Consider the following 25840-nt stretch of genomic DNA (forward strand, 5'->3'; position numbering starts at 1 on the left):
CGGACAAACGATGTTGTCCTGCAACAAATCGGAGCATCACAAGATGGAAGACGAAAGCCGCAAGCGGCGGCCTGAGGAAGAACGCAACGACGACGTGCCGGCGTCTCCTCCACGCGATCCGGCCTCTCCGCTGGTCACCGAAGGCCTGGAGCAAGTCCGCGACAGCCACTACTGATCTGTCAGCCTCACTGTCGCTTCGATACCGCATAGAAGATAGAAAAAGGCGCCGCGGATGTCAGCGGCGCCTTTCGATTCAGAAACAAATCGCAGACGGAGAAGCCTCCCTACTCCGACTTGTCCATGCTCCAGAACACTGGCGTCGCCGGGCCGTCGAGCACGCCGGTCAGCGATTTGCGCCAGCCACTTGGCAGGAGATACTGCCCAAGCGGGATGTAGATCACCTGCTCATAGGCTTCCTTCTGGATGTCCGCGGCGATCTTCTTCTGGTCGTCAGTCGAGGACGCACGGACGAAGGCGTCCTTGAGCTGCTCGATCTTGGCGCTTTCCGCCCAACCGAACCAGCCGCCCTTCTTGCCCTGGCCGCCGATCGAGAGATTGGCGATCGGGTTGGACACGTCGGCCGCGACCCAGTTGGTGAAGAACATGTTCCAGCCGCCTTCCTTCGGCGGCTTCTGGCTGGCGCGGCGACTCACCACCGTCTGCCAGTCGGTCGCCTGCAGGTCGACCTTGAAGCCGGCCTCCCGCAGCAGCTGAGCCGCAACGATGGGCTGCGCCTTCAGCGTCGTAACGTCGCCAGGCGCCATGATCACGATCGGCGTGCCGTCATAGCCGGACTCGGCGAGAGCCTTCTTGGCTTCCGCCATGCCGTTGCCCTTCACCAGGGTTTCGGAGCCCGCATCGGTCGCGAGCGGCGTGTCGCACACGAAGAAGGCGCCGCAGATCTTCTGGTACTTCGCGTTGCCGACCAGCGCGTCGAGCACGTCCTTCTGGTTGATCGCCAGAAAGGCGGCGCGGCGCACCTTCACGTTATCGAACGGCGGATGAAGGAAGTTCATCCGGCCGAGCGTCTGAAAGCCGAACTTGTTGAGGACCTCGACCGTGAGCTCCTTATTGGCTTCCAGCACCGGCAGCATGTCGAACGGCAGATTCTCCATGAAGTCGATGTCGCCCGACTGCAACGCGTTCACCGCGGTCTGCGAGTCCGGCATGGTGAGCCACTCGACGCGATCGACCTTCACCACCTTGCCGCCCGAGGTCCAGCTCGCAGGCTCCTTGCGCGGCACGTAATCGGTGTTCTTGACGTAGACCGCCTTCACGCCCGGCTGGAATTCCGACTGCACGAACTTGAAAGGACCTGAGCCGATCTGCTCCGGAATCTGCTTGTCCGCCGGCGTCTCGGCGAGACGCTTCGGCATCATGAAGGCGACGCGCGAGGACGGCTTGCCAATGGAGTCGAGCACGAGGCCGTAGGGCTCCTTCAGCTTCAGCGTGATGGTCTTGGCGTCGGTCGCCTCGATGCTCGCGGTGAAGTCCATGAGCTTCTGGCCCATGCCGTCGACCGCAGCCCAGCGCTTCAGCGAAGCGACGCAGTCTTCCGCCGTCACCGGTGCGCCGTCATGCCACTTCAGGCCGTCGCGCAGCGTGAAGGTGTAAGTGAGCTTGTCGTCGGAGATCTTCCAGTCCGCCATCTGCGGCTGGATCTTGAAGCTCGAATCGGTCGCCACCAGCGTGTCGTAGACCATGTAGCCATGGTCGCGCGTGATGTAGGCCGTGGTGAAGATCGGATCGATGATGCGCAGATCCGAATGCATCACCGCCGTGATGGTCTTGCCCGCTGCGAGCACGGGCGTTGCGAGTGCCGTCGAAAGCGCGACGACTGACAGCGCGAGTTTGGAGGCGAACGCGCGAGGCCCCCGGCGCATGAAGTGGAACATAAAAAGTTTCTCCTGACGTGAAACTGTTCAAAGGCAGGTTATTGGTTAAGCATGCGGCTCGTTCCTTGGGCGAACTAACCTCATGCAATGCCTTTGTCTTTCGAGACTTGCAGACAGTGCCGAGCGCGTCAATCCGGTTTCGCTGCAAGCCCTGGCGGCGCGGGCACGGGCTCCACAAGGATCGGTTTGGCTCTACAACACTCTCCACTCGTCCTGCCGCACGATGCAATGCGCGTTCCATCTTTCGAAGCTTGAGAGACATTGAGATGAATCCGGCCAATCTTCCTTTCGATTCCGAGGCGATGCTCCAGGGTCTGCGCGGCTGGGTCGAATGCGAAAGCCCGACCTGGGACGCTGGTGCCGTGAACCGCATGCTCGATATCGCAGCGCGGGATATGGCGATCATGGGTGCGACGATCGAACGCATCGCCGGCCGGCAGGGGTTCGGTGGCGTGATCCGCGCGCGATTTCCGCACCCAAAACAGGGCGAGCCGGGCATCCTGATCGCCGGCCACATGGATACCGTCCACCCGGTCGGCACCATCGAGAAGCTGAAATGGCGGCGCGAGGGCAACAAATGCTACGGCCCCGGCATCTACGACATGAAGGGCGGCAACTATCTCTCGCTGGAAGCGATCCGGCAGCTGGCGCGCGCGTCCTTCACCACGCCGCTGCCGATTACCGTGCTGTTCACGCCTGACGAGGAAGTCGGCACGCCTTCGACGCGAGACATCATCGAGGCGGAGGCCGCGCGCAACAAATATGTGCTGGTGCCCGAGCCCGGCCGCGCCGACAACGGCGTCACCACCGGACGTTACGCCATCGCACGATTCAATCTCGAGGCGACGGGCCGGCCGAGCCACGCCGGCGCGACGTTGTCGGCCGGACGCTCAGCGATCCGCGAGATGGCGCGGCAGATTCTCGCCATCGACGCGATGACGACGGAGGACTGCACCTTCTCGGTCGGCGTCGTGCATGGCGGGCAATGGGTCAATTGCGTTGCCACCACCGCCACCGGCGAAGCGCTCTCCATGGCCAAGCGGCAGGTCGATCTCGATCGCGGCGTCGAGCGGATGCTGGCACTGTCCGGCACGACCAACGATGTCGCCTTCAAGGTGACGCGCGGCGTGACGCGTCCGGTGTGGGAGCCGGATGCCGGCACTATGGCGCTGTACGAAAAAGCGCGCGGCATCGCCAAATCACTCGGCACTGAGCTGCCGCATGCGAGCTCCGGCGGCGGCTCCGACGGCAATTTCACCGGTGCGATGGGCATCCCGACGCTCGACGGCCTCGGCGTGCGCGGCGGCAACGGTCACACGCTGGAGGAGTATATCGAGATCGAAAGTCTGGTCGAGCGCGGCCGGCTGATGGCAGGGCTGCTGGCGACGCTGGAGTAACGACAAGAACGCTCCACCCCAAAACGACCTGCCTGTACTGCGAAATCTGTGGTCCCGATGGCACGGGAATTGCTGAAATGTTAGGCTGGTGGCAGAACAGCCCTGATCGCTGCCACGATTTGACTCTAATCTGACGGAATCCCACTTGCTCGGATATCTCCTTCGCCGAATCTTCGCCGCCGTGCCCGTGATGGGCGTCGTCGCGCTGTTCGTGTTCCTCCTGCTTCGCCTCACCCCTGGCGACCCCGCCGCGATTCTCGCCGGCGATAACGCGACGCCCGAACGGCTGGAGCGCATCCGCACCTCGCTCGGTCTCAACGAGCCGCTGATCGTGCAGTTCATCACCTGGGTGAACAAGTTGCTACACGGCGACCTCGGCACGTCGCTGATCTCCAATCTTCCTGTCATGAAGATGATCGGCCAGCGCGTCGAGCCGTCGATCTCGATCGCGCTGTCGACCATTCTCCTCGCCGTCATCATAGCTGTTCCCTTGGGCGTGATCGCGGCGTGGAAGCACGGAACCTGGATCGACCGTTTCGTGATGGGCCTCTCCGTGCTCGGCTTCTCGGTGCCGGTGTTCGTGGTCGGCTACATCCTGATCCAGATCTTCGCGATCGAGCTGCGCTGGGTTCCGGTGCAGGGCTTCCGCAGCATCTTTAACGGCTTCGGGCCGTTCTTCGAACGCGTGATCCTGCCGACCTGCGCCCTCTCCTTCATCTACATCGCGCTGATCGCGCGCATGACGCGCGCGGCGATGCTCGACGTGCTCGGTGAGGATTACGTCCGCACCGCGCGCGCCAAGGGCATCAACGAGGTCGCGGTGATGATGCGGCACGCGCTGCGCAACGCTGCGGTGCCGGTGATCACCGTGATCGGCACCGGATTTGCGCTCCTGATCTCGGGCGTCGTCGTCACCGAGAGCGTGTTCAACATTCCCGGCATCGGCCGCCTCACCGTGGATGCGGTGCTGGCGCGAGACTATCCGGTGATCCAGGCGATGATCCTCTTGACGTCGCTGATCTACGTCGTCGTCAACCTTCTCATCGACGTCGCCTACACCCTGCTCGATCCCCGGATCCGGTACTGAGGCAAGGACAAGGACAAACATGTCGGTCGATACCCTTCCCCAGTCCTCCATTCCGATCACGTCGCCGCTGCGGCCACGTTTCGGATTCCTGACCTCGACGCCGATCATCGCGACGGCCACGGTCCTGCTCGCGCTGATCGTGCTGATCTCGATCATGGCGCCGCTGATCGCGCCCCATGACCCGATCCAGCTCGCGCCGTCGCAACGGCTGAAGCCGTCGTCGGGGCAGTTCCTGCTTGGCACCGACGCCTATGGCCGCGATCTGCTATCGCGTGTCATCTATGGCGGCCGCATCTCGCTTCTGATCGGCATCGGCTCGGCGATCCTGTCGATCGTCATCGGGCTCGCGATCGGCCTCGTCTCCGGCTTCTTCAAGCTGGTCGATGCCGTACTGATGCGGGTCATGGACGGCTTGATGGCGATGCCGAGCATCCTGCTGGCGATCGCCGTGGTGTCGCTGTCCGGTGCCAGCCTCTGGACCGTGCTGATCGCGATCACCATCCCCGAGATTCCCCGCGTGGCGCGCCTGGTGCGCTCGGTCGTGCTGTCGGCGCGCGAAGAGCCTTACGTCGAGGCGGCGATCTCGGTCGGCTCGTCCTTGCCGAAGATCATGTGGCGGCACCTGATGCCGAACACGATCGCGCCGCTCATCGTCCAGGGCACCTATGTCTGCGCCTCCGCGATCCTCACCGAGGCGATCCTCTCCTTCCTCGGCGCCGGCATCTCGCCGGAAACGCCGACCTGGGGCAACATCATGGCCGAGGGCCGCCAGTACTTCCAGATCAAGCCGTCGCTGATCTTCTGGCCGGGCCTGCTGCTCTCGATCGCCATCCTCAGCATCAATTTGATCGGCGATGCCGCCCGCGACGCACTCGATCCGCGCATGAAGCAGCGGGAAGGCAAGTGATGATCGATAAAGCGATGACCAATACCGTCCTCGATATCAACAATCTCGTCGTCTCGGTCGGCAAGAAGCCGAATGGGCCGAAGATCATCGACGGCATCTCGATCCAGGTCCGTGAGCGCGAGACGCTGTGTCTCGTCGGCGAAAGCGGCTCGGGCAAGTCGGTGACCTCGCTCACCACGATGGGCCTCTTGCCGAAGGGCACGCTGGTCCCCACCGCCGGCAGCATCAAGCTGGTCGGTGAAGAGCTGCTCACCGCGACCGACCGCCGCCTGCGCCAGCTGCGCGCGACGCAGATGGCCATGATCTTCCAGGAGCCGATGACGGCGCTGAATCCGGTGGTGCCGGTTGGCCGCCAGATCGACGAGGTGCTGCGCGCCCACACCGCTCTCGATGCGAGAGCGCGGAAGAAGCGCATTCTCGACATGATGGAGCAGGTCCACCTGCCCCAGGTCGAACGCATCTTCGCCTCCTATCCGCATCGGCTCTCCGGCGGTCAGCGCCAGCGCATCATGATCGCGATGGCGCTGGTGCTGGAGCCGAAGCTGCTGATCGCCGACGAGCCCACCACCGCGCTCGATGTCACCACGCAGAAGCAGATCCTGAGCCTGATCCGCGAGCTCCAGCGCGATCACGGCACGGCCGTGCTGTTCATCACCCATGACATGGGCGTTGTCGCCGAGATCGCCGACCGCGTCGCGGTGATGCGGCAGGGCCGCCTGGTCGAGACCGGCCCGCTCGACGCCGTGCTGCGTAATCCGACCATGGAGTACACCCGCAATTTGCTGGCGTCGGTGCCGAGCCTGGTGCCGCGGCCGCCGCGCGAGGAGAGCCGTGAGCCGGTGGTGCTGGAGGCCAACGAGCTCAGCAAGGTCTACAAGGAGCGCGCCTTCTTCGGCAAAGGCCGCGAGGTCGTCGCTGCCGACAAGGTCACTCTGACGCTGCGCAAGGGCCGCACGCTGGGTATCGTCGGCGAAAGCGGCTCGGGCAAGTCGACAGTGGCGCGCTGCATCGTGCGCCTGATCGATCCGACCTCCGGCGGCGTACGCCTCGCCGGCCGCGAGATCGCCGACATCTCGCGCCGCCTGCTGCAGCCGCACCGGCAGAAGATCCAGATCGTGTTCCAGGATCCCTACCGCTCGCTCAACCCCCGCGTCACCGTCGGCGAGAGCATCGCCGAAGGCCCGATCAATTACGGCGTCCCGCACGCTGACGCGATGAAGCGGGCGCGCGAGCTGCTCGAGCTCGTCGGCCTGCCGGTCGATGCGGTGTCGCGCTATCCGCACCAGTTCTCCGGCGGCCAGCGTCAGCGCATCGCCATCGCCCGCGCACTCGCGCTCGATCCCGACGTGCTGGTCGCGGACGAAGCAGTCTCCGCGCTCGACGTCTCCGTGCAGGCGCAGGTGCTGGAACTGCTCGACGAGATCCAGCAGCGCCTCGGCATCGCGATCCTGTTCATCACCCACGACCTGCGCGTCGCCGCGCAGATCTGCGACGAGGTCGTGGTGATGCAGCACGGCCGCGTCGTCGAACAGGGCCCTGCCGCCGAGGTCTTGACGCATCCGAAGGAGGCCTACACCAAGGCGCTGCTCGATGCGGCTCCGGGACGCGACTGGGACTTTGCGAACTTCCGGCCGGTGGCGGAAGGCGTGGGGGCGACGGCGTAGTCCCTCCCCTTGTCATTGCGAGCGCAGCGAAGCAATCCAGACTGTCTCCGCAGAGAGATTCAGGATTGCTTCGCGAAGCCTGTCATCGGGTCGCGCTTCGCGCGGACCCGTTGGCTCGCAATGACGGCGATCGCGGTAAGTATTCCCAAAACAGCTTGAGGCCATGCGCGGCGCGATTGCCTGCCTTGCTTGCTCTTGCCGCAAAGGCGGGTAACGTCGCGCGCATCATTTGCTTGGGACTGAATTGAATGACACGTATCGCCGTCGGCGGCTTCCTGCACGAGACCAATACTTTCGCTCCCACCAAAGCGACTTTCGCCGATTTCCAGCATGGCGGCGGCTGGCCAGCGATGACTGTAGGTGTCGACGTGCTGAAGGTGATGCGGCGCATCAATGTCGGCCTCGCCGGCTTCGTCGACAGCGCTGAAGCCAATGGCTGGGAACTCTTTCCGACGATCGCCTGCGGTGCGAGCCCGTCGGCGCACGTCACCAGCGACGCCTTCGAGCGCATCGTGAAGGTGATGGTCGACGGCATCGCAGCCGCCGGCCCGCTCGACGCGGTCTATCTCGACCTGCACGGCGCCATGGTGACCGAGCACCTCGATGACGGCGAAGGCGAGATCCTGGCGCGCGTGCGCCGCGTCATCGGCAAGGACGTCCCGCTGGTCACCAGCCTCGACCTTCACGCCAACGTCACGCCCGAGATGATCGCGCATGCCGACGCGCTGATCGCCTACCGCACCTATCCCCATGTCGACATGGCTGAAACCGGCCGTGCCTCCGCGCGCCATCTTGCGCTGTTGCTGAAGACGAAGCAGCGTTTTGCAAAAGCGTTCCGGCAATTGCCGTTCCTGATCCCGATCAGCTGGCAATGCACCAACGACCAGCCGACCAAAGGCATTTATGAGAAGCTCGCTGCACTGGAGAGCGATGCGGTTCCGATGCTCTCTTTCGCACCGGGCTTCCCTGCTGCCGATTTCCGCGACTGCGGTCCGAGCGTGTTCGCCTATGGCAAGACGCAAGAGGACGCCGATCGCGCGGCCGATGCGATCGTGAAGCTGATCGAAAGCCATGAGGATGATTTCGACGGCAAGATCTGGTCCCCCGACGACGGCGTGCGCCACGCCATGGAACTGGCGAGAGGCGCGAGCAGGCCGATCATCATCGCCGACACGCAAGATAATCCCGGCGCTGGCGGCGATTCCGACACCACGGGCATGCTGCGGGCGCTGGTGCGCAACAGAGCGAGCGCCGCGACCGGCGCGATCTACGATCCTGTGTCGGCCAAGGCCGCGCATGCGGCCGGCGTCGGCGCGGCCGTGACGCTGTCGCTCGGCGGCAAGTCCGGCATTCCCGGCGACGAGCCCTATACCGAGACGTTCGTGGTCGAAAAGCTGTCCGACGGCCGCTTCGTCGCGCCCGGCCCTTACTACGGCGGCCGCGAGATGGAGATGGGTCCCTCCGCCTGCCTGCGCATCGGCGACGTCCGTGTCGTCGTCTCCTCGCACAAGGCCCAGCTCGCCGATCAGGCGATGTACCGCTATGTCGGCATCGAGCCGACGCGAGAGAAGATCCTGGTCAACAAGAGCTCGGTGCACTTCCGCGCCGATTTCGAGCCGATCGCGGAAAAGCTTCTGATCTGCGCCGCGCCGGGCGCGATGCCGGCCGACACCGCTTCGCTACCCTGGACGCGCCTGCGCACGGGCATCCGCATCAAGCCGAACGGTCCCGTTTTCAATCCCCCCTCACGCTAACCGGACAGGACACATGCCCACGATCGATCGCATCGACGGCTACGCCGACGAACTCACCGCCATCCGCCGCGACCTCCACGCCCATCCCGAGATCGGCTTCGAGGAAGTGCGCACCTCCGGCATCGTCGCCGACAAGCTGAAGAGCTGGGGCATCGAGGTGCATCGCGGCCTCGGCGGCACCGGCGTGATCGGCGTCATCAAGGGCAAGGGATCGAGCAACAAGCGCATTGGCCTCCGCGCCGACATGGACGCGCTGCCGATGGAAGAGAACACCAATCTGAAATGGAGCTCGAAAATCCCAGGCCGCTTCCACGGCTGCGGCCATGACGGCCACACCACCATGCTGCTCGGCACCGCGCGCTACCTCGCCGAGACCCGAAATTTCGACGGCACCGTGCATCTGATCTTCCAGCCGGCCGAGGAAGGCCTCGGCGGCGCCCGCGCGATGATCAAGGACGGCCTGTTCGAGAAGTTCCCTTGCGACGAGCTCTACGGCCTGCACAACGCGCCCGATCTCAACCACGGCGAGATCGCGATCCTGCCGGGCCCGGCGATGGCCAGCGCCGACTTCTTCGACCTCCGCATCACCGGCTATGGCGCGCATGGCGCGATGCCCGAACGCTCCAAGGACGCGGTGATCATCGCGACCACGCTGGCGCAGGCGATCCAGACCATCGTCAGCCGTAATGTCGAGCCGCTGCAGGCTGCGGTGGTGTCGATCACGCAGATCCATGCGGGCTCCGCCTACAACGTCATCCCCGGCGACGCGCATCTGTGCGGCACCATCCGCACCTTCTCGAAAGAAGTCCGCACTCTGATCAGCGAACGCATCCGCACCATCTGCGCCGGCATCGCCAGCGCCTATCAGTGCGTGATCGACGTCGACATCCGCGATACGTTCGATGTGCTGGTCAACCAGGTCGAGCAGTCCAAGGTGGTCGAGGAGGTCGCGCGCACCATCGTCGACCCCGCCAACGTGATCACCCGCGCCCAGCCGAAGATGGGCAGCGAGGATTTCGCCGACATGCTGCAGACCATCCCCGGCGCCTATTTCTGGGTCGGCCATGACGGCTCGGTGCCCGTGCACAATCCCGGCTTCGTGCTCGACGACAAGATCCTACCGATCGGTGCCAGCATGTTCGCCCGGATCATCGAGACGCGCATGCCGGTGGGTGCCCATGCATAAAAAGAGCGTCGAAGAGGCGGTCACCTCGCTGCACGATCTGTCCGCGGTCGATCTGATCGCGGGCTATCGCGCCAAGCAATTCTCGCCGAGCGAGGTGCTGGAGGATTTGCTCGCGCATGTCGCTGCGTGGGAGCCGCATCTGAGGGCGCTCTATGCATTCGATCCCGACGGCGCGCGCGAGGCCGCGAAGGCCTCGACCGCGCGCTGGACCGGCGGCGAGCCGTCCGGCGCGCTCGACGGCGTGCCTGTGACGGTGAAGGACAATATCGCAACCAAGGGCGTGCCGGTGCCGCTCGGGGCGGCCAGCGTCAAGCTGGTGCCGGCCGAGAAGGACGCCCCGCCCGCCGCGCGGCTGCGCGAGGCCGGCGCGATCATCTTTGCAAAAACCACGATGCCCGATTACGGCATGCTGTCCTCCGGGCTCTCCAGCTTCCACGCGCTCGCGCGCAATCCGTGGGACCTCTCCAAGAATCCCGGCGGCTCCAGCGCGGGCGCCGGCGCGGCCGCGGCGGCCGGCTACGGTCCCTTGCATCTCGGCACCGATATCGGCGGCTCGGTGCGGCTGCCCGCCGCTTGGTGTGGCCTCGTCGGCTTGAAGCCGAGTTTTGGCCGCGTGCCGATTGATCCCACCTATGTCGGCCGCGTCGCCGGCCCCATGACCCGCACGGTCGACGATTGCGCGCTGATGATGAGCGCGATCGCCAAGCCCGACCGCCGCGACGGCATGAGCCTGCCCGCCGAGCCGCTCAACTGGAAAGGTTTGGAAAAATCCCCGCGAAAACTGCGCATCGGATTGATGCTCGATCCCGGCTGCGGCCTTCCGCTGGAGAAGCCGGTTCGCGAGGTCGCGGTGAAGGCCGCGAAAGCGTTCGAGTCCGCAGGCAGCGTCGTGACCGAAGTCGACGGCATCCTCACCCGCGAGATGCTCGACGGTCTCGACAATTTCTGGCGCGCGCGGATGTGGGACGATCTGGCCAAGCTGACGCCGGAAGAGCAGGCCAAGGTGCTGCCCTATATCTTTGGGTGGGGCGAGTCCGGCGCTAAACTGTCGGGTGTCGATGTCATCCGCGGCTTCAACCAGACCATGGCAATTCGCGCCGCGGCAGGAAAGCTGTTCTGCGAGCTCGACTACGTGATCTCGCCGACCGCGCCGAACGTGAACTATGCGGCGGAATGGGCCTCACCGACCAATGATCCCATGAAGCCGTTCGAGCACATCGCCTATACCGTGCCATGGAATATGTCGGAGAACCCGGCCGTCTCGATCAATGGCGGCTTCGATGCCAAGGGCTTCCCCATCGGTGTGCAGATCGTCGGCCGCCGGTTCGACGACATCGGCGTGCTCGGCATGGCCAAGGCTTTCGAGGGTTTGCGCGGACCGCAGCGGCCCTGGCCGAGACCGCCGGCGAAGTAGCGCCTCAGCACAAGCGCGGGCTGGACCTACGCATCCATCCTCTTCAAGAACATCCATTGCCGGGCCAAGCCCGGCAATGGCGGAATTGATTCAAGAATACGAGGGAAGGAAACCACATGGTGTATGAGACGATCAAATACGAGGTCGCCGAGCAGATCCTCACCATCACGCTGAACCGGCCCGACAAGCTCAACGCCTTCAATGCGCAGATGCAGGCAGAGCTGATCGACGCGTTCGACGCCGCCGACAAGGACGACGATGTCCGCGCCATCATCGTCACCGGCGCCGGCCGCGGTTTTTGCGCAGGCGCCGACCTCTCCTCCGGTGCCGACACGTTCGATCGCGATGCGCGGCGCGGGCCGGTGAAGCGCTTCGCCGACGGCAAGGTCGACTACAGTGATCCGCAGGTGCGCGATGGCGGCGGCCAGGTGACCTTGCGCATCTTCAAATGCCTCAAGCCTGTGATCGCCGCGGTGAACGGCCCTGCCGTCGGCATCGGCGTCACCATGCAACTCGCGATGGACATCCGCATTGCGTCGGACGCGGCGCGGTTCGGCTTCGTGTTCTCCCAGCGCGGCATCGTGCCGGAGGCGGCGTCGAGCTGGTTCCTGCCGCGCATCGTCGGCATCTCGCAGGCGCTGGAATGGTGCTATTCGGGCCGCGTCTTCCCGGCGCAGGAGGCGCTTGCCGGGCGTCTCGTCAGCAAGGTCGTAGCCCCTGACGATCTGCTGCCAACCGCCCGCGCGCTCGCCAAGGAATTTGCCGCGAAGACCGCACCGGTCTCGGTCGCGTTGATCCGCCAGATGATGTGGCGGATGATGGGCGCCGACGATCCGATGGAGGCCCACAAGGTCGACAGCCGCGGCATCTACGCCCGCGGCCGCTCGGAGGATGTGAAAGAAGGCGTGGTGTCGTTCCTGGAGAAGCGTCCGGCGCAGTTCAAGAACAAGGTGTCCAGCGATATGCCGGACTATTTCCCGTGGTGGACGGAGCGGGAGTACAAGTAGGTTCGTAGGGCGGGTTAGCCGAAGGCGTAACCCGCCTCTTCTCTTGCGGCAAAACGGCGGGTTACGCTTCGCTAACCCGCCCTACGGGTTCATCGGCACCGTCACTCCATTACCAGCGCCACGCGCCCGATCGCCTTGCGGTCGAGCAACAGCCGCATCGCCTTCGCATAATCTTCCAGCGGCAGGCGGTGCGAGACGTTGGGGCACAGCTTGCCTTCCTCCGCCCACCGCAAGAGCGCTTTCAATCGCACTTCGCCGAGCGCGGGATTCTTCCGTACGGCTTCGCCGGCACGCACGCCCAGCACGCTGGCGCCCTTGATCAACAGCAGATTGGTCTTTGCCGAACCGATGCCGCCGGTGAATCCGACCACGAGAAGCCGCGCACCCCAGGCAATGCAGCGCAATGAATCTTCGAAAACCTGGCCGCCGACGGGATCGAACACGACGTCGGCGCCGCGACCATCGGTGATGCGCTTGACGGCATCGCGGAACGGCTCGCGGTCGTAGCGAACGAGATGATCGGCGCCGCGCGACCTCGCAATCGCGAGCTTCTCGTCGCTGGAGGCGGTCGCGATCACGATCGCACCCAGCATCTTGCCGATCTCGACGGCAGCAAGGCCAACGCCGCCGCCGGCGCCATGCACCAGCAGCACCTCGCCGGGCGCAATCCGGCCGCGATCGATCAGCGCATGATAGGCTGTGCCGTGGCCGGCGAGATAGGTCGCAGCCTCCGCATAGTCGAACGTCGATGGCATCGGCGTGAGTTGGGCCGGCGTTACCACCACTTCGTCAGCGAAGGCGCCATGGCGCATCTTGACAATGACCTTGTCGCCGATGGCAACGCCGCTTGCCTCCGCGCCGACCTCGGTGACATCGCCAGCAGCTTCCATGCCGGGCGTGAACGGCAGCTCCGGCTTCAGCTGATATTCGCCGGCGGCCATCAGCACATCAGGAAAGTTGAGTCCGGCGGCGCGGATCGCGACGCGCACCTCGCCCGGCTTCAACGGGCGCGACGGAAACTCCTCCAGCCGCAGGCTCTCAGGCTCGCCAAGCGTATGGCAGACGACGGCGCGCACCATCAGGCTGCACTCGCCTTGCTGCGCAGCAACGCCTCGCGGATCAGCGGCAGACGGTCATTGCCAAAGTACATATCAGTCTTGCCCACGAAGATCGTCGGCGAGCCGAAGCCGCCGCGCGCGACCACCTCTTCCGTATTTGCCTTGAGCTGATCCTTGATGCCCTGCTCCGAGATGCCGGCGAAGAATTTTGGCGCGTCGATGCCGACCTGCTTGCAGATGTCGGCAAGCACCGCATCCTGCGAGATGTCCCTGTCACCGCCCCAATAGGTCTCGAACACGGCGGTCGCGAACGGCACCATGTCCTTCCCGAGCCAGATACAGCCGCGCATCGCCTTCACGCTGTTCACGGGAAACACCGTCGGCGGCATCTTGATCGACAATCCAGCCGAGCGCGCCCAATCCGCGAGGTCCTTTTTCATGTAGCGTGCCTTCAGCGGCACCGGCGTCTCGCGCTGCGCGTAGACGCTCGGGTTGACCGTGTTGAAGATGCCGCCGACCAGGATCGGCCGCCAGACGATTTCCGCGCCCAACTCCCTGGCGAGCGGCTGGATATTGTGGAAGGCGAGATAGGTCCAGGGGCTGGAGCAGTCGAAGAAGAATTCGATCATGGCGTTTCCCAATCAAGCGTCGCGGGCTTCAGGCCGACTTTTGTTGTTCTGTACCTCGACGTTAAGACATGGCAGGAAGAGGCGCAACACAACCTGCCGGGAGGGCCGCCATGCTGTTTCCAACCACGATCGCCGGCTCCTTGCCGAAGCCGGAATGGCTCGCCGAGCCCAACATGCTCTGGGCGCCCTGGAAGTCGCAGGGCGAGGAGCTTCTCCGCGCCAAGCGCGACGCAACGCTGATCTGGCTGAAGATCCAGGAGGACGCCGGCATCGACATCGTCACCGAGGGCGAGCAGGCTCGCCAGCATTTCGTCCACGGCTTCCTGGAGAAGGTCGAAGGCATCGACTTCGCCCACAAGGTCGAGATGGGCATCCGCAAGGATCGCTACAAGGCGATGGTGCCGCAAGTGGTCGCGCCGCTCCGGCTGAGGGAGCGCGTGCATGCGTTCGAGGCGCGCGCGGCGCGTACGCACACCAACAAGAAGCTGAAATTCACGCTGCCCGGCCCGATGACCATCATCGACACCATTGCCGATCGCTACTACGGCGACCGCGTCAAGATGGCGTTTGCCTTCGCCGAGCTGCTCAACGAGGAGGCCAAGGCCTTGCAGGCCGACGGCGTCGATCTCGTGCAGTTCGACGAGCCCGCCTTCAACGTCTACATGGACGAGGTCAACGATTGGGGCATCAAGGCGCTGGAGCGCGCCGCGCAAGATCTCACCTGCGCTACCGCCGTGCACATCTGCTACGGCTACGGCATCAAGGCCAATACCGACTGGAAGGAGACGCTGGGCAGCCAGTGGCGGCAGTATGAGCAGATCTTTCCGGCGATCGATGCGAGCCCGATCCAGCAGGTCGCAATCGAATGCCGCAATTCGAAGGTGCCGCTCGATCTGCTCGCGCTCTTGAAGAACAAGATCGTACAGGCCGGCGTCATTGATGTTGCCAGCGACACGGTGGAGACTGCCGAGGACGTCGTTCAGGTGATCGACGTGGTGTCGAAATTCGTGCCCAAGAGCAACATCATCGCCACCACCAATTGCGGCATGGCGCCGATGCGGCGCGAGATCGCCGAAGCCAAGCTGATGGCGCTCGGCGCAGGCGCCGCGCTGGCGCGCGAGAAGCTTGGGTAGTGGTGGGGCAAGCGCCGCGCTAGGGTAGCGCCGTCGGATGCAGTACCGGCGTATAGCCAGCGTTCAAACTGCGCAGCGTCGAGGGCGGCGTCAGCAACGCCACCTCGCCAAGCTGACGCTCGACCGCGGCATAGCCTGCCGGTGACCACAACAGCACCCTGCCCTGCGTCACCAGAAAACTCTCCTCGCCCTGCTGAACCATCGCACCGTCGGGGAGCTGGTCGAGCGGCACCAGCAGCGCGTGCAGCCGTTTCCTGCCGTGATCGAGCCGCTCGTGATGCAGCACCGTGTCGATGTCGTGCATGCGGACGCCGTGCAGGCGATTGCCCTTCTCCCATGCGGCCCGGAAGCGATTGGCGTGGTCCTTGCGGCAATAGAAGCAGGGACGGTGTCCGGCGGCGAGCGCGGTGGCCTCGTCCAGAAAAAACAGTTCGGTCCAACTCCGCTGTGCCATGACCTCGCGGCGGCGGCCGCGGAATTCGCAGGTGCAGGTGAGCCAGGCCGGCGACGACCAGCGCTTTTTCAGCAGCGTCTTGGTCGCGGGATCATGGATGATGCCACGGTTGCCGGTGAACAGGCCGCGGTGCGGGGTGGCGATGATGTCGCCGGTGGGCGTGACGCGGTTTTGCAGAGGGCGAGTAGCGAATGGCGAATTGCGACTGGAGGGGCTGCTACTCACCATTCGCTACGCGCCATCGCCGTTGATCACGCTGCGCCATCTCGCAGCGGCGGGTGGTAGGACAGCGCGGTGTCCCAGGGGAAGAAAATCCAGGTGTCCTGCGAGACTTCCGTGATGAAGGTGTCGACCAGCGGACGGCCCATCGGCTTGGCGTAGACGGTGGCGAAATGCGCATCGGGCAGCATCTCGCGCACCAGCTTGCCGGTCTTGCCGGTGTCGACGAGGTCGTCGACGATCAGGAGGCCCTTGCCGGTGCCGCCGCCGAGCTTGATCGCCGCCTCGGAAATGCCCTTTAAAACCTGGAGGTCGCCCTGCTTGTTGTGGTCGTAGCTGGCGATGCAGACGGTATCGATCACGCGCACGCCGAGCTCGCGCGCCACGATCGCCGCCGGCACGAGGCCACCGCGCGTGATCGCGATCACCGCGTGGAACGGGCCGACCTCGTTGAGCCGCCAGCTCAGCGCCCGGCAATCCCGGTGGAATTGGTCCCAGGAGACCGGAAAGGCCCTGCCCGCCCGCTCCTGTGCGCTCGGTTCCGGTGTCTCACCCATCGTCTTCTCCATTCGTCCCAAGCGCCTGCTGCTAACGGGTGATGTTCAATCCCGCCAGCATTTCCTTCACCGCCGACATCGCGGCTGCGAGCTTGTCCGCATCGCGCGAGCGCACCACCAGATTGGTGTTGGGCTTCTGCTCTTCATCCATGAACGGATAGCTGCCGATGATGGTGTCGGGGTGGGCAGCGGCGATCGCCCGCAAGGGGCTGCCGATGTCGCCCTCCCGCGCATTGGCGCGGACCGATTCGGAGAGCATACGCACGCCCGACTTCAACTTGGGCGAGACGATATCCATCATCGCCTGCATGATCGAGGGCACGCCGGCCATCACGATGACATTGCCGATCTTGAAGCCGGGGGCGAGGATGGTCGCGCTCTGGATCAGCTCGGCTCCGTCGGGGATGCGGGCCATGCGCAGGCGGGCCTCGTTGAGGTCTTGTTCGCTCCAGCGCTCGCGGAAACGGGCGACGACCTCGGGGTGGTGGTCGATGCCGACGCCGAACGCCTTGGCGACGCTGTCGGCGGTGATGTCGTCATGGGTCGGGCCGATGCCGCCAGTGGTGAAGACGTAGGTGTAGCGATGCCGCAGTGCATCCAGGGCCGCGATGATGTCGGCCTCGTCGTCGGAGACGACCCTGACTTCCTTCAGGTCAATGCCGATATTGGTCAAATATTCGGCGATGAAACCGATGTTCTTGTCCTTGGTCCGGCCGGACAGGATTTCGTCGCCAATGACCAGAATGCCCGCCGTGACGATCTCGCTCATAACTTAAGTCCCTCACCTGTGGCGCCGACTTTGCCGAGGTAACGCGTTGAAGTCACGCGGTTTTGCTGTCGAAATAAGCAGTCTTCAGCCATTTTTTCAGGCATGTTCGCGGCTATTCCCGGCAAATGCTGCCGGTCCATGCTTATCGCGCTGGCCCGGCCCTTGCTACCACATGAAAGTCATGCACTCTTGCCGCATGGCCACAGGACGTTGCGGTCTTCACCAAGGCCTCGCGGCCTGTCCAATGGCGCAACGCCTTGCGGAGACAAGTCGGGATCTATGGCAGTCGCGTTTGATGAAATGAATATTCCCGGCGGGGACCTTCGCCCCGCCTATCAGGAGCTGGCGCGCTGGCTCAAGGAGACGCCTCCCGAGGCGCTCGAATATCGCCGCCAGGAGGCCGAGCTCCTGTTCCGCCGCATCGGCATCACCTTCGCCGTCTATGGCGAGGCCGAATCCACCGAACGCCTGATCCCATTCGATGTGATCCCGCGGATCATGTCCGGCAAGGAATGGACCCTCCTGGAGAAGGGCCTGAAGCAGCGCGTGCGCGCGCTCAATATGTTCCTGCGCGACATCTATCACGGCCGTGACATCCTGCGCGCCGAGATCGTGCCCGACGATCTGATCTTCCAGAACCCGGTGTTTCGTCCCGAGATGAACGGCCAGCAGGTGCCGCACGACGTCTATGTGCACATCGCCGGCATCGACATCGTCCGGACCGATGCCGAGGACTTCATCGTGCTGGAGGACAATGCGCGGACGCCGTCCGGCGTGTCCTACATGCTGGAAAACCGCGAGATCATGATGCGGCTGTTTCCCGATCTGTTCGCCCGCCACAGGGTGGCGCCGGTCGAGCGCTATCCGGACGAGCTGCTCGCCGCGCTCCGCTCGGTCGCGCCGCAAAGCGCCTCCGGCGAGCCGACGGTGGCCCTGCTCACGCCCGGCGTCTACAACTCGGCCTATTACGAGCACTCCTTCCTCGCCGACAAGCTCGGTATCGAGCTGGTCGAGGGCCGCGATCTGATCGTCAAGAACAATGAAGTGTTCATGCGAACGACGGAAGGGGTGAAGCGGGTCGACGTGATCTATCGCCGCGTCGACGACGACTTCCTCGATCCCCTCACCTTCCGTCCCGATTCCGTGCTCGGCGTGCCCGGGCTGATGTCGGCCTATGCGGCCGGCAACATCACGCTCGCCAACGCCGTCGGCACCGGGATCGCCGACGACAAGGCGATCTACTCCTACATGCCTGACATCGTGAAATTCTATCTCGGCGAGGAGCCGATCCTGAAGAACGTGCCGACTTGGCGCTGCCGCGAGCCGAAGGATCTCGCCTACGTGCTGGACAATCTAAGCGAGCTCGTCGTCAAGGAGGTTCACGGCTCCGGCGGCTACGGCATGCTGATCGGCCCTGCCGCGACCAAAGCGACGATCGAAGCCTTTCGCGAGAAGCTCAAGCGCGAGCCGGAAGGCTTCATCGCGCAGCCGACGCTGGCGCTCTCGACCTGCCCGACCTGCACGGCGTCAGGCCTTGCGCCTCGCCATGTCGATTTGCGGCCCTTCGTGCTCACCGGCAGCAAGAGCACCACCATCGTGCCCGGTGGGCTCACGCGCGTCGCACTGAAGGAAGGCTCCCTGGTGGTGAATTCGAGCCAGGGCGGCGGCACCAAAGACACCTGGATCCTGGACGAGTAGACAGATGCTGTCGCGTACCGCCGAAAACCTCTACTGGCTCGCCCGCTATGTCGAACGGGCCGAATATCTCGCGCGCACCATCGACGCGACCTTGCGCGTCACCGCGCTTCCCGCCGCCTATATCGGCAAAACCAACGAATGGGACTCGGCGCTGCTCACCGCCGGCGTCGCCGCCAGCTTCTATCAGACCTATGAGGAAGCCAACGAGCACAACGTGGTCGACTATCTCTCGTTCTCGGCGGACAACCCGTCCTCGATCAGGAACTGCATCGAGGCGGCGCGGCTGAACTCGCGCTCGGTGCGCACCGCGCTGACCAGCGAGATGTGGGACACCATCAACTCGGCCTGGATCGAGCTTCAGGCGGTCTGGAGCAAGGGCGCCTCGACGCGCGAGGATCTCGCCAAATTCCTGCGCTTCGTGCAGGAGACCTCGCTGCGCTTCGACGGCTCGGCCTATCGGACCATGCTGCGCAACGACGCCTACTGGTTCTCGCGGATGGGGGTGCATCTCGAGCGCGCCGACAACACCGCGCGCATTCTCGACGTGAAGTATCACGTGCTGCTGCCCGAGGAGGAGCATGTCGGTGGCCCCCTCGACTTCTATCAGTGGAGCTCGATCCTGCGCTCGGTGTCGGCGCTGACGGCCTATCACTGGGTCTATCGCGAGACGCTGAAGCCCTGGCTGATCGCGGATCTGCTCATCCTCAACGACACGTTGCCGCGCTCGCTGGCGAGCTGCTACGGCAATCTCGTGCGCAACCTCGACCAGATCGGCGTCGCCTATGGCCGCCAGGGCCCGGCCCAGCGCCACGCCCGCGGCATCCGCAACCGGCTGGAACACAGCAACATGAACGACATTTTCCAGCATGGCGTGCATGAATTCATTCAGGAATTCATCACGGATAATTCCAGGCTGGGCGAAATCATCACGAAGCAGTATTTAATCTGACCCATGCTGTCGTTCCGGGATGGTCCGAAGGACCAGACCCGGAACCTCGAGATTCTCAGGCGCGCAATTGCGCCCCGGAGTTCGATGCTGTCGCATCGCCCCGGAATGACGGAATCAAAACACCATGCGCCTGCGAATCCTGCACACCACGACCTATCGCTACGAGCCGCCGGCCACGAGCGTGATCCAGATCCTGCGCATGACGCCCGGCAGCCATGACGGGCAATATGTGGCGGAATGGCAGATCGATGTCTCCACCGACACCAAGCTCGACACGCATGAAGATGCGTTCGGCAACGTTACCCATGTGCTGTCCTGTGGACCGGTCGGCGACATCCAGATCACCGCCGAAGGCCTGATCGAGACCCACGACACCGGCGGCGTGCTGCGCGGCACCGACGAGCGCTTTCCCGCCGGCATGTTCCTGCGCTCAACCGATCTCACCTCCATCAATCCCGCGATGATGGCGGTTGCGCGCCAGTTGCGCAGCGAGGCCGAGAGCGACACCCTCGGCTTCCTGCATACGCTGATGACGCAGATTGCCGATCACATGACGTTCGACGAGGACCCCACTCACAGCGGCACCTCGGCGGCCGAGGCGTTCACGCTCAAGCGCGGGGTCTGCCAGGACTACGCGCACATCTTCATTGCCTGCGCTCGCGCCGGCGGCGTGCCGGCGCGCTTCGTCTCCGGCCATTTCCTGCGCTCCGATGGCATGCTGCATCAGGACGCCGGGCACGCCTGGGCAGAGGCCTACGTGCCCGATCTCGGCTGGATCGGCTTCGATCCCGCCAACAGCATCTGCGCCACCGACGCCCATGTCCGGGTCGCGATCGGGCTCGACTATCTTGGCGCAGCCCCGGTGCGCGGCACCCGCTATGGCGGCGGCACGGAGACGCTGACGGTCGCGGTCAAGGTCGAGCAGGCCGGCCGCGGCGGGCCGTGGCAGTCGCAGACACAGCGGCAGAGCTAGGCGCAGCCGTCCGACGCATGGGGCTGTGCTACACTCGCGGGATCTGACCTGCCCCCACGAAGTACGACATGGCGACCGTAAAACTGCTTTCGGACGATGAACTTTCCGCAGAAGCGCGCGCCGTATTCGACGATATCCGTCGAGTCCGAAAATCGGACTTCGTCAACAATTTCTGGCGCGCCCTGGCGCATGATCCGAAGACGCTGCGGCGGACCTGGGAGAGCATCAAGGAGGTGATGGCTCCGGGCGCGCTCGATCCCAAGGTCAAGGAGATGCTCTATGTCGCGGTTTCGATCGCGCATGGCTGCAGCTACTGCATCCATTCGCACACCGCCGCCGCACGGGCCAAGGGCATGACCGAGGCGGAATATGGCGAGCTGCTCGCCATCGTCGGCATGGCCGCGGAGACCAATCGTCTGGTCACAGCGCTCGGCGTGCCGGTCGACGAGGCGTTTCTCCTAGACGCCGCCGAGTGAGGCCGGCAGTTGCGCTCTGGAATGACGGCTCACCCTCGGGAATCGGGGGTTGGAGCGGCCCTTGAAATTGGCTAGTAATTCCGCGCAAACGCGTTCGGGGACTGGAAATGACCTATTGTTGCGGAATCCTGGTTCGGGACGGTCTGGTGATGATCGCCGATACCCGCACCAATGCCGGTCTCGACAATGTCTCGACCTTCCGCAAGCTTCACATCTTCTCCAAGCCCGGCGAGCGCATCATGGCGATCGCCAGCGCGGGCAACCTCGCCATCAGCCAGTCGGTGCTGTCGACGCTGACCGAAGGCCTGGAGGACCCCAACACGGGCGAGATCGAGACGCTGATGAACGCGCCGACCATGTTCCAGGCCGCCCAGCGCATCGGCCGGGCGATCCGGGCGGTGCACGCGACCGAAGGGCCGGCGCTGCGATCCGAGGATGTGTCCTTCGACGTCTCGTTCCTGTTCGGCGGCCAGATCAAGGGCTCCCGGATGCGCCTGTTCATGATCTACACCGCCGGCAATTTCATCGAGTGCACCACCGACACGCCCTATCTGCAGATCGGCGAACACAAATACGGCAAGCCGGTGCTCGACCGCGCCATGCATTACGACGTCGAGCTCTACGAGGCGCTGAAGACCGGCCTGATCTCGATGGACTCGACCATGCGTTCGAATCTCGGCGTCGGCCTGCCGATCGACGTGCTGGTGGTACGCGCGGACGCCTGCGAGGCCGATCTCAACCACCGCATCGAGGCGGGCGAGCCCTATTTCCACGACCTGCGCTCGCGCTGGTCGGCGGCGCTGCGGGCGGCGCATCAGAACATTCCGCGCCCGCCCTACAAGAACGAAAAAGAACCGAAAACCTGACAGCTCAAGAGAAAAGGCAGGAAACGATGAGTGAAGCAAAGAAGATCGCCCTGGTGACGGGCGCCGGCACCGGCGTCGGGCGCGCGGCGTCGCTGGCATTGATGAACACCGGCTTCACCGTGGTGCTGGTCGGGCGCCGGCTCGACATGCTGGAGGAGACCGCAAAGCTCGGCCCGGCGGGAAAAAGCATCTGCGTCACCGCCGACATGACCAAGCCGGATTCGATCGCCGCGCTGTTCGACAAGGTGAAGGCGACCTACGGCCGCCTCGACGTGCTCTTCAACAATGCCGGCATGGGCGCGCCCGCCGTGAACTTCGAGGACCTCAGCCTCGAGCAGTGGCAGGCGGTGGTGAACACCAACCTCACCGGCCCGTTCCTGTGCACCCAGCACGCCTTCCGTATCATGAAGGACCAGACCCCGCGCGGCGGCCGCATCATCAACAACGGCTCGATCTCGGCGCATGCGCCGCGGCCGTTCTCGGCGGCCTACACCTCGACCAAGCACGCCATCACCGGCCTGACCAAGGCGAGCAATCTCGACGGCCGCATGTACGACATCGCGGTCGGCCAGGTCGACATCGGCAATGCCGCGACCCCGATGACCGACCGCATGGTCAACGGCCCCGGCGTGCTCCAGCCCGACGGCACGACGAAGCACGAGCCGCGCATGGATGCCAAGGCTGTCGGCGATGCCGTTGCCTATATGGCCGGCCTGCCGCTCGATGCCAACGTGCTGACCATGACGGTGATGGCCACCAAGATGCCGTTCGTCGGGCGAGGCTGAACTCAAAAACTGCGAAAACAACCCCATGCACAGTAGGGATCTCATTGATTTCCCTATGCTCTGTCTGCGACCGTGCCCCGGACGCTGCGCGGCATGAAATGACGCGCTGCTGAGCCGGGGCCCGCGCGTCCTGAGCCGTCTGGGGTCCCGGCTCTGCGCCGCAACGCTGACGCGTTGCGGCTTGTCCGGGACACGAGACCCTCCCCTACTCCAGGCTCTCCACCTTCCGCAGGCTCGGAAACAGCTTCATCCACAAGAGCGCCACTGCGACGGTGGCAATGCCGCCGAGTGCGGCAGCGGGCATGGCGCCGAGCAGCGCGGCGGCCACTCCGCTCTCGAACTGGCCGAGCTGGTTCGAGGCGTTGATGAAGAGGAAGTTGACCGCGCCGACCCGGCCGCGCATCTCGTCGGGCGTTGACAGCTGCACCAGCGAGAAGCGGATCACGACGCTGATCGTGTCGGCCGCGCCGAGCACGGCGAGCGACAGCACCGACAGCCACATCCAGGACGACAGCGCGAACACGATGGTGGCGAGGCCGAACACGATCACGGCCTGGAACATGCGCAGGCCCACATGCCTGGAGATGGCGTGGCGCGCCAGCACCATGGTCATCAACAGCGCGCCGACTGCGGGTGCCGCGCGCAGCACCCCGAGCCCGACCGGACCGGTCTGCAGGATGTCGCGGGCATAGATCGGCAACAGCGCGGTGACGCCGCCGAACAGCACCGCGAACAGGTCGAGTGAGATGGTGCCGAGGATGGCGGGATTTTTGCGGATGAAGCGGACGCCGGCGAAGATGTTGTCCGAGCTGGCCCCCTCCTTTGCGATCGCCTGCGGGCGCGGCCGGATGAAGCCGGTCAGGATCATCCCGAGAATCCAGAACAGCAGCATCATGGCATAGGCAAGATGCGGGGCGATCGCATAGGCGAAGCCCCCGAGCGCCGGCCCGGTGATGGTCGCGACCTGCGCCGCGCCGCTGGAGACGGCGGTGGCGCGCTGGAGCGAGCCCTGCGGCGCGATCGCCGGCAGCAGCGCCGCGGTGGTCGGGCTCTCGAAAGCACCGGCGATGCCGAGCACGAAGGTCGCGATGAAGATCTGCACCTCGCCGACCGCGCCGAGATAGGTGATGGTCGCGAGATAGAGCGCGGTTGCCGCTTCGACGAGCTGACAGAGCTGGACCACGCGCTTGCGCTCGAAACGGTCGGCGGCGTGGCCGGCAACGAACACCAGGAGCGCGGTGGGCAGGAACTGCACGAGGCCGACCATGCCAAGGTCGAAGGCCGAGCCGGTGAGATCGTAGATCTGCCAGCCGATCGCGACCGCCGCGATCTGGCTGGAAAAGCGCGACAGGCTGCGCGAGAGCAGGAAGAACAGGAAGGCGCGGTGGGCGAGGAGCGCGCCGGCGCTGACCGGGGGATGGCCGGACATTGGCTGCTCTGGCATCGCCTCCTGGATCGTCTTTTGGGTCACCCTCGGACCGCTCGCCCCCTGATGTCGACGGCCCCCCGCGTGGCTGAGGCGGACCCGCTTGTCAACAGTGGGACACCTTCCGCATGTCCCGGCATTGCCTTTGCAGCGCAGCCGCGGCCATAATCATTGAGGGTTTGGGGACATCATGCTGCGCTTGCAATCGGCACTCGGCATTTTCGCATTGCTGTTGATCGCCTTCGCATTGGCAGAGAACCGGCGCGCCGTGTCGCTGCGACAGGCGGCGGTCGGCCTCCTCGCCACCTTTGTCACCGCCATCGTGCTGCTGAAGCTGCCGATCGTCGCGCGCGCCTTCGGTGCCATCAACGACGCCGTCGGTGCGATCTCCGCGGCCTCGCGCGCCGGCTCCGCCTTCGTGTTCGGCTATGTCGGCGGCGCCCCCCTGCCGTTCGATCTGAAGATGCCGGGCGCCGATTTCATCCTGGCGTTCCAGGCGCTGCCGATCGTGCTGGTCATGAGCGTGCTGACGACGCTGCTGTTCTATTGGCGCGTGCTGCCGCCGATCGTGCGCGGCATGGCCTGGCTGCTGGAGCGGACGTTAGGGGTCGGCGGCGCGGTGGGGCTATCGACCGCCGCCAACATTTTCCTCGGCATGGTCGAAGCGCCGCTGTTCGTGCGGCCGTATCTGAAGCAGATGACCCGCAGCGAGCTGTTCCTGGTCATGACCGGCGGCATGGCCGGCATCGCGGGCACCGTGCTGGTGCTCTATGCGACGTTCCTTGCTCCTCTCATCCCGGATGCCGCCGCGCATTTCGTCATCGCCTCGGTGCTGGGCGCGCCGGCTGCGATCCTGGTCAGCCTGATCATGGTGCCTGAAACCTCCGACAAGCGCACCGGCGGCGCGATGGAGAACCCCGAGATGGAGGTCTCCGGTACCATGGATGCGATCGTGAAGGGCACCAGCGCAGGGATTGAGCTGCTGATCAACATCGTCGCGATGCTGCTGGTGCTGGTGGCGCTGGTCTATCTCGTCAACGCCATGCTCGGCCTGTTGCCGCATATCGGTGGCGCCGCGATCTCGTTGCAGCGCCTGCTCGGCCTCGTGATGGCGCCGGTTTGCTGGCTGATGGGATTGCCGTGGGATCAGGCGGTGACGGCCGGCAGCCTGATGGGCACCAAGACCGTGCTCAACGAGCTGATCGCCTATGTCGACTTCTCGAAGCTGCCGCCTGACGCGCTCGATCCGCGCTCGCGCCTGATCATGCTCTATGCGATGTGCGGCTTCGCCAATTTCGCCAGCCTCGGCATCATGATCGGCGGCCTGGGCGTGATGGCGCCCGAGCGGCGCGAGGAGATCAACGCGCTCGGACTGAAGTCGATCGTGTCGGGGACGCTGACGACGTGCTTGATGGGGGCGGTGGTGGGGGTATTGACGTAGGTGTCTCCGCCCGTCATTGCGAGGAGCCCTTGCGACGAAGCAATCCAGACCGTTTCCGCAGATGCATTTCTGGATTGCTTCGCTACGCTCGCAATG

Annotated in this window: 24 protein-coding genes; 17 read left to right on the top strand and 7 right to left on the bottom strand. The window is 64.7% G+C overall.

The window, feature by feature from the left end; genetic code table 11:
* The first annotated feature begins 43 nt into the window (after positions 1 to 43).
* On the top strand, positions 44 to 175 hold the full coding sequence (locus IVA79_RS36775; RefSeq protein WP_256465561.1) for a hypothetical protein: 132 nt from the start codon (positions 44 to 46) through the stop codon (positions 173 to 175).
* 109 nt (positions 176 to 284) lie between these two features.
* On the opposite strand, the gene IVA79_RS08950 is transcribed toward IVA79_RS36775, so the two are convergent.
* On the bottom strand, positions 285 to 1895 hold the full coding sequence (locus IVA79_RS08950; RefSeq protein WP_247551987.1) for an ABC transporter substrate-binding protein: 1611 nt from the start codon (positions 1893 to 1895) through the stop codon (positions 285 to 287).
* A gap of 266 nt (positions 1896 to 2161) precedes the next feature.
* Here IVA79_RS08950 and IVA79_RS08955 point away from each other — a divergent pair, with 266 nt between their 5' ends.
* The 8 genes from IVA79_RS08955 to IVA79_RS08990 all read left to right on the top strand — a co-directional run bounded on the left by IVA79_RS08955 (position 2162) and on the right by IVA79_RS08990 (position 12311).
* Positions 2162 to 3292 carry a M20/M25/M40 family metallo-hydrolase gene (locus tag IVA79_RS08955; RefSeq protein ID WP_247551989.1) on the top strand — a complete coding sequence of 377 codons (1131 nt, stop codon included), beginning with the start codon at positions 2162 to 2164 and terminating at the stop codon, positions 3290 to 3292.
* 145 nt (positions 3293 to 3437) lie between these two features.
* A complete protein-coding gene (locus IVA79_RS08960) occupies positions 3438 to 4379 on the top strand; it encodes an ABC transporter permease (RefSeq protein WP_247551991.1) in 942 nt (313 codons plus the stop codon).
* Positions 4380 to 4398: 19 nt separating this feature from the next.
* A complete protein-coding gene (locus IVA79_RS08965) occupies positions 4399 to 5286 on the top strand; it encodes an ABC transporter permease (RefSeq protein ID WP_247551993.1) in 888 nt (295 codons plus the stop codon).
* 14 nt (positions 5287 to 5300) lie between these two features.
* Positions 5301 to 6950 carry an ABC transporter ATP-binding protein gene (locus tag IVA79_RS08970; protein ID WP_247551996.1) on the top strand — a complete coding sequence of 550 codons (1650 nt, stop codon included), beginning with the start codon at positions 5301 to 5303 and terminating at the stop codon, positions 6948 to 6950.
* Between the two features lie 248 nt (positions 6951 to 7198).
* Positions 7199 to 8704: a M81 family metallopeptidase gene (locus IVA79_RS08975; RefSeq protein ID WP_247551999.1), complete on the top strand. Its 1506-nt coding sequence runs from the start codon at positions 7199 to 7201 to the stop codon at positions 8702 to 8704.
* 13 nt (positions 8705 to 8717) lie between these two features.
* A complete protein-coding gene (locus IVA79_RS08980) occupies positions 8718 to 9890 on the top strand; it encodes a M20 aminoacylase family protein (RefSeq protein ID WP_247552001.1) in 1173 nt (390 codons plus the stop codon).
* Entirely contained in the window at positions 9883 to 11304 is a 1422-nt protein-coding gene (locus IVA79_RS08985) for an amidase (protein WP_247552003.1), read from the top strand. Before IVA79_RS08980 ends, IVA79_RS08985 begins: the two co-directional genes overlap by 8 nt.
* A gap of 116 nt (positions 11305 to 11420) precedes the next feature.
* Entirely contained in the window at positions 11421 to 12311 is an 891-nt protein-coding gene (locus tag IVA79_RS08990) for a crotonase/enoyl-CoA hydratase family protein (protein WP_247552006.1), read from the top strand.
* A gap of 101 nt (positions 12312 to 12412) precedes the next feature.
* Here IVA79_RS08990 and IVA79_RS08995 read toward each other — a convergent pair whose 3' ends face one another.
* Together IVA79_RS08995 and IVA79_RS09000 are read right to left on the bottom strand one after the other, a co-directional pair.
* Positions 12413 to 13390, bottom strand: a complete 978-nt coding sequence (locus tag IVA79_RS08995) for an NADPH:quinone oxidoreductase family protein (RefSeq protein WP_247552008.1) — start codon at positions 13388 to 13390, stop codon at positions 12413 to 12415.
* Entirely contained in the window at positions 13390 to 13998 is a 609-nt protein-coding gene (locus tag IVA79_RS09000) for a 2-hydroxychromene-2-carboxylate isomerase (protein WP_247552011.1), read from the bottom strand. Before IVA79_RS09000 ends, IVA79_RS08995 begins: the two co-directional genes overlap by 1 nt.
* Positions 13999 to 14108: 110 nt before the next feature.
* On the opposite strand from IVA79_RS09000, the gene IVA79_RS09005 reads away from it, so the two are divergent.
* Positions 14109 to 15131: a methionine synthase gene (locus tag IVA79_RS09005; protein ID WP_247552013.1), complete on the top strand. Its 1023-nt coding sequence runs from the start codon at positions 14109 to 14111 to the stop codon at positions 15129 to 15131.
* Between the two features lie 19 nt (positions 15132 to 15150).
* On the opposite strand, the gene IVA79_RS09010 is transcribed toward IVA79_RS09005, so the two are convergent.
* The 3 genes from IVA79_RS09010 to IVA79_RS09020 are packed head-to-tail and all read right to left on the bottom strand — an operon-like array spanning position 15151 to position 17130.
* Positions 15151 to 15813, bottom strand: coding sequence for a hypothetical protein (locus IVA79_RS09010; RefSeq protein WP_247552015.1), 663 nt, complete (start codon positions 15811 to 15813; stop codon positions 15151 to 15153).
* A 23-nt stretch (positions 15814 to 15836) separates the two neighbouring features.
* A complete protein-coding gene (gpt, locus tag IVA79_RS09015) occupies positions 15837 to 16361 on the bottom strand; it encodes a xanthine phosphoribosyltransferase (RefSeq protein WP_247552017.1) in 525 nt (174 codons plus the stop codon).
* 31 nt (positions 16362 to 16392) lie between these two features.
* Positions 16393 to 17130, bottom strand: a complete 738-nt coding sequence (locus IVA79_RS09020) for a molybdopterin-binding protein (protein ID WP_247552019.1) — start codon at positions 17128 to 17130, stop codon at positions 16393 to 16395.
* Between the two features lie 279 nt (positions 17131 to 17409).
* On the opposite strand from IVA79_RS09020, the gene IVA79_RS09025 reads away from it, so the two are divergent.
* The 6 genes from IVA79_RS09025 (at position 17410) to IVA79_RS09050 (ending at position 22877) form a co-directional block, all read left to right on the top strand.
* Complete coding sequence (locus tag IVA79_RS09025) at positions 17410 to 18828, top strand: circularly permuted type 2 ATP-grasp protein (RefSeq protein ID WP_247552021.1); 1419 nt, start codon at positions 17410 to 17412, stop codon at positions 18826 to 18828.
* 4 nt (positions 18829 to 18832) lie between these two features.
* Positions 18833 to 19777, top strand: coding sequence for an alpha-E domain-containing protein (locus IVA79_RS09030; RefSeq protein ID WP_247552024.1), 945 nt, complete (start codon positions 18833 to 18835; stop codon positions 19775 to 19777).
* 124 nt (positions 19778 to 19901) lie between these two features.
* Positions 19902 to 20750, top strand: a complete 849-nt coding sequence (locus IVA79_RS09035) for a transglutaminase family protein (protein WP_247552026.1) — start codon at positions 19902 to 19904, stop codon at positions 20748 to 20750.
* A gap of 68 nt (positions 20751 to 20818) precedes the next feature.
* A complete protein-coding gene (locus tag IVA79_RS09040; protein ID WP_247552029.1) occupies positions 20819 to 21226 on the top strand; it encodes a carboxymuconolactone decarboxylase family protein in 408 nt (135 codons plus the stop codon).
* Between the two features lie 107 nt (positions 21227 to 21333).
* A complete protein-coding gene (locus IVA79_RS09045; RefSeq protein WP_246928376.1) occupies positions 21334 to 22092 on the top strand; it encodes a proteasome-type protease in 759 nt (252 codons plus the stop codon).
* A 26-nt stretch (positions 22093 to 22118) separates the two neighbouring features.
* Positions 22119 to 22877: an SDR family oxidoreductase gene (locus tag IVA79_RS09050; RefSeq protein WP_247552031.1), complete on the top strand. Its 759-nt coding sequence runs from the start codon at positions 22119 to 22121 to the stop codon at positions 22875 to 22877.
* A 205-nt stretch (positions 22878 to 23082) separates the two neighbouring features.
* On the opposite strand, the gene IVA79_RS09055 is transcribed toward IVA79_RS09050, so the two are convergent.
* Positions 23083 to 24306, bottom strand: a complete 1224-nt coding sequence (locus IVA79_RS09055) for an MFS transporter (protein WP_247552034.1) — start codon at positions 24304 to 24306, stop codon at positions 23083 to 23085.
* A gap of 187 nt (positions 24307 to 24493) precedes the next feature.
* Between IVA79_RS09055 and IVA79_RS09060 the strand changes: the two genes are divergently transcribed.
* Positions 24494 to 25744: a nucleoside transporter C-terminal domain-containing protein gene (locus IVA79_RS09060; protein WP_247552036.1), complete on the top strand. Its 1251-nt coding sequence runs from the start codon at positions 24494 to 24496 to the stop codon at positions 25742 to 25744.
* The last annotated feature ends 96 nt before the right edge of the window (positions 25745 to 25840 follow it).

It is taken from the genome of Bradyrhizobium sp. 138, from assembly GCF_023074075.1.
In the GTDB taxonomy this organism is placed as follows: Bacteria; Pseudomonadota; Alphaproteobacteria; order Rhizobiales; family Xanthobacteraceae; genus Bradyrhizobium.